General features: G+C 29.5%; 11 protein-coding genes. 10 read left to right on the plus strand and 1 reads right to left on the minus strand.

All coding sequences use genetic code 11. The features are described 5' to 3' along the window. Window positions 1–35: 35 nt before the first annotated feature. Window positions 36–887, plus strand: coding sequence for a DegV family protein (locus ABDZ60_RS09680; protein ID WP_343777794.1), 852 nt, complete (start codon window positions 36–38; stop codon window positions 885–887). Between the two features lie 239 nt (window positions 888–1,126). Here ABDZ60_RS09680 and arr read toward each other — a convergent pair whose 3' ends face one another. Further along, window positions 1,127–1,573 carry an NAD(+)--rifampin ADP-ribosyltransferase gene (gene arr / locus ABDZ60_RS09685; RefSeq protein ID WP_343777796.1) on the minus strand — a complete coding sequence of 149 codons (447 nt, stop codon included), beginning with the start codon at window positions 1,571–1,573 and terminating at the stop codon, window positions 1,127–1,129. A 347-nt stretch (window positions 1,574–1,920) separates the two neighbouring features. Here arr and ABDZ60_RS09690 point away from each other — a divergent pair, with 347 nt between their 5' ends. From ABDZ60_RS09690 to ABDZ60_RS09730, 9 genes are all read left to right on the plus strand, one after another. Beyond that, window positions 1,921–2,985, plus strand: coding sequence for a CdaR family transcriptional regulator (locus ABDZ60_RS09690; RefSeq protein WP_047002276.1), 1,065 nt, complete (start codon window positions 1,921–1,923; stop codon window positions 2,983–2,985). Window positions 2,986–3,094: 109 nt separating this feature from the next. Then, window positions 3,095–4,357: a GntP family permease gene (locus ABDZ60_RS09695; RefSeq protein ID WP_343777799.1), complete on the plus strand. Its 1,263-nt coding sequence runs from the start codon at window positions 3,095–3,097 to the stop codon at window positions 4,355–4,357. Window positions 4,358–4,427: 70 nt separating this feature from the next. Continuing rightward, on the plus strand, window positions 4,428–5,555 hold the full coding sequence (locus tag ABDZ60_RS09700; RefSeq protein WP_343777801.1) for a glycerate kinase family protein: 1,128 nt from the start codon (window positions 4,428–4,430) through the stop codon (window positions 5,553–5,555). Window positions 5,556–5,707: 152 nt separating this feature from the next. Further along, window positions 5,708–6,538: a PRD domain-containing protein gene (locus ABDZ60_RS09705; protein ID WP_343777803.1), complete on the plus strand. Its 831-nt coding sequence runs from the start codon at window positions 5,708–5,710 to the stop codon at window positions 6,536–6,538. Window positions 6,539–6,638: 100 nt separating this feature from the next. Continuing rightward, entirely contained in the window at window positions 6,639–8,051 is a 1,413-nt protein-coding gene (locus tag ABDZ60_RS09710) for a PTS transporter subunit EIIC (protein WP_343777805.1), read from the plus strand. Beyond that, on the plus strand, window positions 8,038–8,814 hold the full coding sequence (locus ABDZ60_RS09715) for a ChbG/HpnK family deacetylase (RefSeq protein WP_343777807.1): 777 nt from the start codon (window positions 8,038–8,040) through the stop codon (window positions 8,812–8,814). Before ABDZ60_RS09710 ends, ABDZ60_RS09715 begins: the two co-directional genes overlap by 14 nt. A 12-nt stretch (window positions 8,815–8,826) precedes the next feature. Beyond that, entirely contained in the window at window positions 8,827–9,723 is an 897-nt protein-coding gene (locus ABDZ60_RS09720; protein WP_343777809.1) for an alpha/beta hydrolase, read from the plus strand. Between the two features lie 20 nt (window positions 9,724–9,743). After that, window positions 9,744–10,649, plus strand: a complete 906-nt coding sequence (locus tag ABDZ60_RS09725; RefSeq protein WP_343777811.1) for a prolyl oligopeptidase family serine peptidase — start codon at window positions 9,744–9,746, stop codon at window positions 10,647–10,649. Window positions 10,650–10,843: 194 nt separating this feature from the next. Beyond that, the gene (locus tag ABDZ60_RS09730) at window positions 10,844–11,815 is read left to right on the plus strand and encodes a PfkB family carbohydrate kinase (protein WP_343777813.1); all 972 of its coding nucleotides are present in this window, start codon (window positions 10,844–10,846) and stop codon (window positions 11,813–11,815) included. Window positions 11,816–11,817 lie beyond the last annotated feature (2 nt).

The following is an 11,817-nucleotide window of genomic DNA, read 5'->3' on the forward strand; positions in this document are numbered from 1 at the left end:
TTATATACAAATAAACAATAGAAGGGTAATTAAGGATGAATAATATTATATTAGTAGCAGAAACAGGTTCAGATATTACAAAAGACATTGCAAAAGAAATGGGGATTTTCCTTGTTCCAATGCATGTTACTATGGGAGATAATACTTATGATGATGGAACTTTTCCAGTAGAAAAAATTTGTGAGTATTATAACAATACAAATAAAATACCAAAGACAAGTGGAAGTTCACCACAGGATTTTGAAAAGGTATTTGATGATATTCACAGATTATATCCAGATAAACAAATATTACATTTGGCATATTCAGCGGTAACAACTTGTTCTTACCAAAGTGCACTAATAGCTGCAGAGCATAGAGATTATGTTACAAGCTTTGATACTAAGAATGTATCAGTTGGTCAGGCGGCAGTTGTTATTCAAACAGCTAAATATCTAAAAGAAAATCCTGATGTTACTATGGAAGAATTATTAAAAGAAGTAAGCAGAATAAGTGATAATACTAAAATGTGTTTTGTTCCTGCTGAATTGGAGTACCTTAGAGCAGGAGGCCGTGTAAGTAATGCCGTATTTATAGGTGGTAAAATACTAAGAATACATCCATCAATTGAAATTGAAAATGGATATTTAGTAGCCAAGAAAAAGTATAGGGGAAAAATGGAAAGTATAATTCCCAAACTAATAGAAGAATACAGCAATGATAAAAATTTAGATAAAAAAGAAGTGTATCTATTGTGGTCAATAGGATTATCAGAGGCCATCCGTAAATTGGCTGAAGATAAAGTAAAGGAAATGGGATTTGAAAAAGTTACATGGATGCAAACAGGCTGTGTAATTACAACTCATGGAGGACCAGGTTCATTTGGAATTGTAGGATTTTCCAAATAAGTTCAGTCTAATAGAAACAACTTATAAAGTTCACCTCAAATATTAGGTATTTATACTTAGTATTTGAGGTGGATTTTTATAGAAATTAAAAAGTTAATATTAAATACACAAGAGCGATTTTTAATAAAAGTAATGGTGAATTTATTGAAGTTAAGAAGCTATATTACGACATAAAACTTAACAATAAAATAGCTTTTTTGTAAGAGAATATAAAGAAAGGGAAGGACTAACCTCTCCCTTTATTCATTAATAGCTTCAATTCCTTGTTCTTTTAGTTTATTTAAATTATCTTTCATATTTTTAAGTTCTTCTTGTGAATGGCCTTTCCATTCAGTTATTTCTCCAATTACTTTTAATGGGAAGGCTGTACGATAAGAACGAGTAGGATTTCCTGGAAATCTTTTATCAGTTAAATTAGGATCATTTTCAAATTCACCAGTAGGTTCAACTATATATATTCTTTGACTAGTATCCCCAAATGCTAGTTCTGCCCCCCAAATGGCTGCGTCTAAAGTTGCTGTCATATAAACAAAATTAGCTTTTTTAGCTTTACCATAATTAGATGAAAATCCTATTTTAATTAAATCTCCTATTTTAAGGTCAGCCTTTGTTCCATGATAAAAAGGTCCGTTATCTAAAATTATATCTGCTTTAGGGCTGTTAGTTAGTTTGTTTTCAATACTCATATGAATTCTCCTTTTTAGTAGAATAATATATTTACATTATCTTATCATAGACAAAATGAAAAATATAAGTCTATATTTTATATTTTTTACATGGTATAATTAAGCTGGGAAGATGATTTTACTAATAATAGTAGGTTATCTTTTTTCTTTATTGGTTACCAGCTGATATACTTGTAGTAAATTCTTTAAAAGAAATATAATAAAAGTGATAGTTACTAAAAATAGTAGCTATCACTTTTTACTTTATAAAAATATATCTAATGATTTAAATATGATAAAATATAAAGTGTTTTTTATGATATTAATTTAATTAAAGAATATTAATAATTTATAGGGAGAAATATATTATGCTTAGTAAATCTTTAGCACAAAAAATAGTTGATAGAATGATGGACATAATACCTTATAACGTAAATATTATGGATAAGGATGGAATAATTATAGCAAGTGGAGATAGAGATAGGATTAATACATTGCATTTAGGAGCTCAAGAAGCATTGCAGGGAACTTCAGCTATAGAAGTATATGAAGAAAGAGAAGGGGTAAAACCAGGCGTTAATATGCCTATAATGTTTAATAAACGAAGTATAGGTGTAGTTGGAATAACAGGAAGCCCCAAAAAGGTAAGGTCTTTTGGTGAGTTAGTTAAGGTTACAACAGAACTTTTGATTCAACAGGAGTATAGTATTGAAAAGTATATAATAAAAAATAAATTAAAAGAAGAGTATTTGTATGAATGGATTCATAGAAAAGAAATTTATGATGATGAGTTTATAGACAGAGGTAAGGAACTTAATATTGATATAGAAGAAAAAGGTTACCTTCTAATAATTGATTATAAAAAGCAATATAGTAAAAAAATTAAAAAGATAATAGAAATTTATTTTAATAAAGAAGTAGATATAATTAGTTTAAATTCATCTAGGATATGTATTGTGCTTAATAACAATATAGAAAGAAATAATAATTTAATAGAGGATTTGCTTGAAAAAGCAAAAGAAGAAGTAAATTTAATGATATTTTTAAAAAAATCAGATATATTATCAAAGACCTTTTATAAAGGAATAAGTACTGTAAATATAGCAATGGCTTTAGGTATAAAGAAAAAAGTAATAAGAGATGAAGATGCTATTTTTTATTCTGAAATAGAGAAAATAGTAAAAAATAAAGATTCAAAATTATTATTAGAGAAGATACAAGAAGGGGGAGAAGAGCTTATAGATACTTTTAGAGTTTTTGTAAGTGAAAATTTTGAAAGGGGTAAGGTAGCAGAATTATTACATATTCATAGAAATACTTTAAGCTATAGATTATCTAAAATAGAAGAATTAACAGGGTTATCCTTTAATAATTCCATTGATATTTTTAGATTAATAAATACTTATATTTATTACAATATATATTCACATTAACAAAGATATTTAAATAAAGATTGTGCAAGTTCACAATGAAAACATTTTCTAATGAAGCTACAATAAAATTGTAATTATTAATAAAAGATTTGAAAGAAGGGTTTAGAAAATGGATGTTATTTCAGTATCAGCGTTAGGTGCAATAGTTGCACTTATAATTTCAATCACTTTAATTATTAAAAAAATTCATCCAGCATATGCACTAATTTTAGGAGCATTAATTGGAGGCTTAGTAGGTGGAGTTTCATTAGTTAATACTGTTAATTTCATGATGGATGGTGCAAAGGGAATGATAACTGCTATCCTTAGAATTTTAACAGCGGGTGTTTTAGCAGGAGTTCTTATTGAATCAGGAGCAGCTATTAAAATAGCAGAAACAATAGTTAGTAAAATAGGTCAGCAAAGAGCGCTTATAGCATTAGCAATAGCTACAATGCTTTTAACTATGGTTGGAGTATTTATAGATGTAGCAGTTATTACAGTTTCTCCAATAGCTATAGCAATTGCAAAGAAAGCAAATCTTAGTAAGCCAGCAATTTTGTTAGCTATGATAGGTGGAGGAAAAGCAGGGAATTTGATGTCACCAAATCCAAATGCTATAGTAGCATCAGAAAACTTACAAGTACCTCTAACAAGTTTAATGATTGCAGGAATTATACCAGCAATATTTGGAGTTATAGTAACTTGTATGTTAGCAAAATGGATAGATAAAAAAGGTGTAAAAATTCAAAATATAGAAGGTGAAGAAAAAGAATCTAAAGAGTTACCAAGCTTTATAGCAGCAATTTCAGGTCCTATAATAACAATAATATTACTTATGTTAAGACCTATTGCAGGAATAGTTATAGACCCATTAATAGCACTACCGGTTGGAGGTATAATTGGAGCAATAATAATGGGTAAGGGAAAACAAATTTCAAACTATGCAGTAGTTGGTTTAAATAAAATGAGTGGTGTTGCAATTCTTTTACTTGGAACAGGAACTTTAGCAGGTATAATTTCTAACTCACAATTAAAAGATTTAATTATAAATGGAGTTGATAAAGTTGGTTTGCCTAGTATATTATTAGCACCAATAGCTGGTATATTAATGTCAGCAGCAACAGCATCAACTACCTCAGGAACAGCGGTTGGAACATCTGTATTTGGACCTACAATCCTTGAACTTGGAATACCAGGATTAAATGCAGCAGCTATGATACATAGTGGAGCTACTGTACTAGATCATCTTCCACATGGAAGCTTCTTTCATGCAACAGGTGGAAGTGTAGGCATGGAAATAAAAGAAAGATTAAAACTTATACCTTATGAATCTTTAGTAGGTTTAGTAATGACAATAGTATCAACAATAGTATTTGGAGTAATTTTATAGAATAGTAAATATAGAAAATTATTAATAGTTAATTATTAATTGTTAACTGGTAAAAGTGGAGGTAGAAAAAATGAAATTCGTATTAGCACCAGACTCATTTAAAGAAAGTATGACAGCAAAAGAAGCCTGTGATGCAATGGAAAGAGCTATAAAAAAAGTTGTTAAAGATGCAGAATGTATAAAAGTTCCAATGGCAGATGGCGGAGAAGGTACTGTAGAAGCTTTAGTTATGGCTACAGAAGGAAAACTTGTAGAAACATTTGTAACTCCTCCAATTGGAAAAGAAAAAGTAAAAGCAACTTATGGACTTCTTGGAGATGGAAGTAAGGCTATAATAGAAATGGCAAGTGCAAGCGGAATACAACTTGTAAAAAGAGAAGAAAGAAATCCTTTAATAGCTACAACCTTTGGAACAGGGGAACTAATATTAGATGCAATAAAAAATGGAGCAAAGCATATCTTAATTGGAATAGGAGGAAGTGCTACTAACGATGGTGGAGCTGGTATGATACAAGCTTTAGGTGGACACTTATTAGATGATAAGGGCAATGAACTTCATTTTGGTGGAGCTGCTTTATCAAAGCTTAATAAGATAGATTTAAGTAATTTAAATGAAAGTCTTAACGGAGTGACCTTTGAAGTTGCTTGTGATGTTACTAATCCATTAATAGGAGAAAAGGGAGCATCAAGAATATTTGGTCCTCAAAAAGGTGCTACAGAAGAAATGATAGTATCTTTAGATAAAGCTTTAGAAAACTATGCTAATGTAATAAAAAATGATTTAGGAAAAGATGTTGCTTATATTGAAGGAGCAGGTGCAGCAGGAGGCCTTGGAGCGGCACTTTTAGCATTTCTTAATGCAAAGCTTTTAAGAGGAATAGAATTAATAATTAAACATACCGACCTTGAATCAAAAATAGAAGGAGCTGACTTTGTATTTACTGGTGAAGGGGGTATAGATAGTCAAACTATATTTGGAAAAACTCCCATGGGGGTTGCGTCAGCAGCAAAAAGACAAGGGGTAAAAACTATTGCTTTTGCTGGTAAAGTAGAAGATGGATCAGAAAATCTATATGATATAGGAATAACTTCTATTTTTGGAATACTAAGAGGAGTAACTTCTTTAGATGAAGCACTAAAGGAGGGATCAAGAAATTTAGAAAAAACAGTAGAGAATGTTGTTAGAATATTAATTTAAATTATTAGTGAGTATAAATATAAAATTATATTGACAACAATTACATTAGATGTTATTATTTATTTACAGATACGGATTGTTACTCTTTGAGGCATTACCAGATTTATTTTTGGTATGCTTTGAGGAGTTTTTTTGCGTAAAGGAGGGTATGAATGAGGGCTATAAGAAAAATTAATAATAATGTTGCAATATGCATGGATAACAATGCTAAAGAATTAATAGCTTTTGGAAAAGGAATAGGATTTCCTAAAATGCCTTATGAAATAACAGATTTATCAGTAATTCAAATGACCTTCTATAGAATTGATTCAAACTTATACAAGATGATAGAAGAAATACCAGACGATATTTTACAAGTATCTGCACAGATTGTTGATATAGCTCAAAATACATTAAATTGTAATTTAAATCCTAATTTAGTAGTAAGCTTAGCAGATCATATTAATTTTGCAATGGTTAGACTCAAAAAATATAAGGAAATGAAGCTTGCTTTTTCATTTGAAATTGAGAGATTATATCCTAAAGAAACAGAGCTTGGGAGAATGGCAGTTAATTTAATTCAGAAAAAGTTAATGGTTAATTTACCAGAAAGTGAAGTTACTAATATAGCTATGCATTTTATTAGTGCGGAAGAAGAAAATGAAAGTATTGATAAAGATGTAAATAGTGAAGATTTAATTGATGAAGTTACTGCAATTATACAAGATTATTTTAATATGGAAATTAATCGTAAGGACTTTATATTTAATAGGTTTGCTAATCACCTTAGATATTATTTAAATAGGGTTCAAAATAAAGAACAATTTGTTGATAATGTTGGAAGTCTGATGGAAAAATTAAAAAATGATAATCCTAAAGCTTATGAATGTTCTATTCTAGTTGCAAATTATATAGATAAAAAATTAAAGTCTAAGCATACAGATGATGAATTGTTTTATTTAATGATTCATATAAATAGGATTAGTAAAAAAGTGAATAATTAAACTTTATAAGGATTGTTACTCGTAATGGAGGCATAACCAAAGTGAAATAAGATTATCTTATTTTTGCTTTGGTTTTTTTATATTTTAAGGAGGAATAATAATGAGTAAAAAGAAAAATTATGATGAACTAGCCAAAAGAATTCTAGAAGAGGTTGGTGGTAAGGAAAATGTAATGCATGTAGCTCATTGTGCTACAAGATTACGTTTTAACTTAAAGGATGAAAGTATACCTAATGATGAAAGATTAAAAGCCTTGTCAGGAGTTATTGGGGTTATGCACGCAGGTGGACAACTTCAAATCATAATTGGTCAAGATGTTTCAATACTTTATAAAGAAGTATGTAATATTGGAAACTTTTCAGCTGATATTAAATTAAGTGGCGAATCAGAAAATGAAAAGAAGAAGATCACTTTAAAATCAATAGGAAATGGAATACTTGATGCATTATCAGGAAGTTTAACACCAGCTATTCCAATTATAACAATAGCAGCATTCTTTAAGATGATACCTGCTATTTTTGGACCAACAATGTTAAATTTAATTTCTGAAACAAGTGATTTATATGTTCTAGCAACTTTCGTAGGTGATGCTGGATTTTATTTCTTCCCAATAATAATTGGATACACTTCTGCTAAGAAATTTAATACTAATCCTTTATTAGGAATATTATTAGGTGCTATCATGCTTCATCCTACATTTATGAAGATGGTTGAAGAGGGAAGAGCATTTAGTGTATTTGGTATTCCAAGTACTGTAGAAAACTATTCAAGTACTATGTTACCAATAATTATGAGCGTATGGGTTATGTCTTATGTTGAGAAGTTCTTTAATAAACACTTACATTCTGCTATAAGAAGCGTTTTAGCTCCAGCTCTTACAATTGCTGTTATGTTACCTATAACTCTATGTGCTGTAGGACCAGCTGGTGCATGGATTGGTGCTTCAATTAGCCAAGGTATATTAAATTTAAATGGTGTTGCTGGATTTATAGGAGTTGCACTTATTGGAGCTACATTTGAATTATTAGTTTTAACAGGAATGCATATTATTTTAATCACAGCTTTAATTCAAACATTTATGATAAATGGAAGTGAATCCTTTGTTGCCCCAGGTATGGCTGCTGCAACATTTGCAGTTCTTGGTATGTGCTTAGGAGCTGCTTTAAGACTTAAAGATAAAGAAGAAAAATCATTATCATGGGGATATTTTGTTTCATTAATTGTTGGTGGTATTACTGAACCAGGTCTTTATGGAGTAGCAATTAGATATAAGAAACCTTTATTAGGAATGATTGCAGGTGGATTTGCAGGTGGATTATACTTTGGTATTTTAAATATAGGTCACTATACTTTAATTCCAGTTACAAATATAATTAGTTTATTATGCTTTACAGGACATACAACTGCAAATACAGTTCATGGTATTATAGGTTCTTTAATTTCTGTTATTGTCGCAGCAGCAGTTACTTATTTCTTTGGATTTAGTAAGGAACAAATAAATGGCGAAAAATAATATTAGTAATGATAAAGTAAAAAAAATATTAATAAGAGCTGATGATCTTGGATATAGTGAAGCAGTAAATTATGGGATAGAAAAAACTATAAAAGATGGATTAGTTAAATCAGTAGGCATGATGACAAACATGCCTGCTGCTAATCATGGCTTTAATTTAATAAAAGAATATAATATATGCTTAGGGCAACATACTAATATTTGTGTAGGAAAACCTGTTAGTGACCCTAAATTAATTCCTAGTTTAGTTAATGAAAATGGGCAATTTAAGGCATCTAGTAATTATCGCAATTCAAATGAAGATATTGTTGATTTAGATGAAGTTATAATTGAAATTGAAGCACAATATAAGAGGTTTATTGAATTAACAGGAGATAAGCCTAGATATTTAGATGGGCATGCTATTAAAAGCGAAAACTTTTTTAAGGGGTTAGAAATAGTTGCTAAAAAATATAGATTAAAATATTCAGGATTAACTTTTGGAGAAATTCCTATGTTAGTTGGTAATACTAATGTTTATGTTCATATAGTAACTTCAAGTGAGCAAAAATCTATTGATCCATTAATAGAAGCTGTTGAACATAATCATATTGGTGATTGTGATATGGTTATTACACATCCTGGATATATTGATGCATTTATATTGGAAAATTCTTCAGTTAATATTCCAAGAGTTTATGAAGTTGAAATGTTATGCGATATAAAAACAAAAGAATATTTAGAAGAAAATAATATTTCATTAATAACATATGATGATTTATAGAAAGGAGTTAATATGAAAAAAGAAGATTATTCAATTTATGAATACAGAATGCAAAAAGAAATACAAAATCATGAAGTAGTATATAATGAAAGATTAAATGGAAAATTTGAAAAAATTTCTGTAAGAACTAGTATTTCTGGATATGTAGATGGATATATATATAGACCTGAAGCTTGTGATAAAGATGAAGTTTTACCAGTTATGTTTAATTTCCATGGTGGTGGAAATGTTCTTGGATATGCAGAAGTAGATGGGGTTTACTGTCAAAGGTTAGCTAATGAAGCTAATTGTGCAGTAATAAACATGGATTATTGTTTAGCACCTGAATTTAAATTTCCAAAACCAATTTATTCAACATATGAAGCAATAGTAAAAATAAAAGAAAATAGTTATTTATATAAAATTGATCCAAGTAGAATTGTTGTAGGTGGTCATAGTGCTGGAGGGTATATTTCAGCTGCATTATGCTTATTAGATCGTGAAAAAAAAGAAATTGGCATAAGTGGACAAATTATTGATTATTCTCCTTTAAAACAATCCTTAAGTGAAGAAGATAGGAAGGCGCTTGATCCTAGTAAAGCAATGAATCCAAGTAGAATAGCGCAATATATAAATTGGTATTTTGAAGATCTTAATGATTTAGATGATCCACTAGCTTCTCCATTATTAGCAGATTTAAGTAATCTTCCAAGAATGCTTATATTAGCTGCAGAATATGATTCTTTGTTAAAAGAAGAAAAGGAGTTTGCAGATAAGGCTAAAGCTCAAGGTAATAACGTTAAATTTGAGATATTTAAGGATTGTCAACATGGTTTTACTCATAAATGGCTTAAAGAATATAATGAGAAAGAAGCTGAAAGAGCATGGAAGATGATGGCTGACTTTTTAAAAGAGATATTTTTTGAGTGATTTTTAGAAGGGAGAAAAATATGATATTTGAAATGAGATATACTTATGAAGAAATGCCGAAAGTTATTAATTATCCAGAAGGAACTAAGGTTATTAAGGGTGATAAAAATAATATAAGAGCATTTATTGGAAAAGATGTTGTATATTGCAAGAAAGATGGAATTGACTTAAAGTTAAGGCTTGTATATCCAGAGAATCTTGATGAAAATAAAAAATATCCTTTATTCTTCCACGTTCAAGGTTCAGCTTGGCTGAAACAAAATCTAAATGCTCATATTTTAGATTTTAAGGATATTGTAACTAAAGGATACATTTTAGCTGTTGTAGAATATCGTCCTAGTGATGTAGCCTTATTTCCTGGACAGATATTAGATGCAAAGTGTGCAATGAGGTATATTAGAGAACATAGTGAAGAATTAAAAATTGATATGAATAATGTATTTGTGTCAGGGGAATCAAGTGGAGGACATACATCTACTATGTGTTGGGCTACTTGGAAGAATTATAAACTAGATTATACAGATGAACCATTATGTGATGTAAGAGGATTTATAAACTTATATGGTATAAGTAATTTATCAACGATGCATAAATACTGTTCAGCTTTTGATCATGATAAATATTCACCAGGAACTATGATTCTTGGAGTTGATAGGATTTCAGATAATTTAGATATAGCTTTAAAGGCATCCCCTATATATTATATTAATGAAAATTCTAATGATGATCCATTACTAATAATTCATGGGAATAAAGATCGTGTTGTTCCATTTGAGCAAAGTATAGAGCTATATGAAAAATGCGTTAATTATAATAAGAATGTTGATTTTTATTGTGTAGATGATGGAGATCATGGAGGAAATGTTTTTTATTGTAAGGAAATAATTGATGTAATTATTGATTTTTTAGAAAATAATAAAAAGTAACAAAATTATTAAGAGGTTATCACAATAGAGGATTAAATTCTAATTGTGGTAACTTTTTTACAAAAGCTTATAAATCATATATACAAGTTTAATTTGTTATTATATATAATTGGATTAGTGAAATATATTGACTAGAATTATAGATGTTGATTTTTGAGGGAATGTTCCCCAGGGTGTTGTTAGGAGGATAATAGATGAAAAAGGTAATTTCAATAGGAGAAGCTTTAATTGATTTTATTCCACATGAAAAGGGAGTGGCATTAAAGGATGTAAATAACTTTTTAAGAGTTGCAGGTGGAGCTCCACTTAATGTTGCAGCAGCAGTTGCAAAGCTAGGTGGTAAGTCTCAAATGCTTACTAAGCTAGGCATGGATGGGTTCGGAGACCATATATTAGAGGAAGTTAAGCCTTTAGGAGTAGACATTTCAAAGGTTTTAAGAACAAAAGAAGCAAATACTGCATTAGCTTTTGTTTCGTTAAAAGAAGATGGGGAAAGAGATTTTTCATTTTATAGAAATCCAAGTGCAGATATGTTATTAAATGAATCTGAAATAGATGAAGATGTTTTTAAAGATGAAGGAATATTACATTTTTGTTCAGTAAGCTTAATAGATGCACCAATTAAAGAGGCTCATAGAAAAGCAATAGAATTTGCTAAAAAGCATAACTGTTTAATTAGCTTTGATCCAAATGTTAGATTACCATTGTGGGAAAGTAAGGAAGCTTGCAGAGAGGCAATATTAGAATTCTTACCCCTTTCAAATATAGTTAAAATTAGTGATGAAGAATTAGAATTTATAACTGGAATATCAGATGAAACAGAGGCATTAAACTTCTTAATGCAAGGAGATGTTGAGGTCATAATATATACTAAAGGAACTAATGGAGCAGAATTTATAACTAAGGAAAGAAAAGTGTTTTCTTCATCTTTTAAGGTAGAAGCACAAGATACAACAGGTGCTGGAGATTCATTTATAGGCTCATTTTTATACCAGATAGCTGAAGAAAATAATACTTTAGAAAGTTTAGTTACTTTAGAAGAAGAAAAGATAAAAGAAATATTAACTTTTTCTAATGCGACAGCAGCATTAACAGTATGTAAAAGGGGAGCTATAGGAGCACTGCCAAATAAAGATGAAGTATTAGCATTAGTAAAAGGAAGATAAGT

Origin of the sequence: Clostridium sartagoforme, assembly GCF_039521405.1 — a bacterium.
Lineage (GTDB): Bacteria > Bacillota > Clostridia > Clostridiales > Clostridiaceae > Clostridium > Clostridium sartagoforme.

Coding starts and splice junctions, on each gene's coding strand:
- arr (WP_343777796.1), bottom strand. CDS start 1,573: ATGAGTATTGAAAACAAACTAACTAACAGCCCTAAAGCAGATATAATT.
- ABDZ60_RS09720 (WP_343777809.1), top strand. CDS start 8,827: ATGAAAAAAGAAGATTATTCAATTTATGAATACAGAATGCAAAAAGAA.
- ABDZ60_RS09700 (WP_343777801.1), top strand. CDS start 4,428: ATGAAATTCGTATTAGCACCAGACTCATTTAAAGAAAGTATGACAGCA.
- ABDZ60_RS09725 (WP_343777811.1), top strand. CDS start 9,744: ATGATATTTGAAATGAGATATACTTATGAAGAAATGCCGAAAGTTATT.
- ABDZ60_RS09705 (WP_343777803.1), top strand. CDS start 5,708: ATGAGGGCTATAAGAAAAATTAATAATAATGTTGCAATATGCATGGAT.
- ABDZ60_RS09715 (WP_343777807.1), top strand. CDS start 8,038: ATGGCGAAAAATAATATTAGTAATGATAAAGTAAAAAAAATATTAATA.
- ABDZ60_RS09730 (WP_343777813.1), top strand. CDS start 10,844: ATGAAAAAGGTAATTTCAATAGGAGAAGCTTTAATTGATTTTATTCCA.
- ABDZ60_RS09710 (WP_343777805.1), top strand. CDS start 6,639: ATGAGTAAAAAGAAAAATTATGATGAACTAGCCAAAAGAATTCTAGAA.
- ABDZ60_RS09690 (WP_047002276.1), top strand. CDS start 1,921: ATGCTTAGTAAATCTTTAGCACAAAAAATAGTTGATAGAATGATGGAC.
- ABDZ60_RS09680 (WP_343777794.1), top strand. CDS start 36: ATGAATAATATTATATTAGTAGCAGAAACAGGTTCAGATATTACAAAA.
- ABDZ60_RS09695 (WP_343777799.1), top strand. CDS start 3,095: ATGGATGTTATTTCAGTATCAGCGTTAGGTGCAATAGTTGCACTTATA.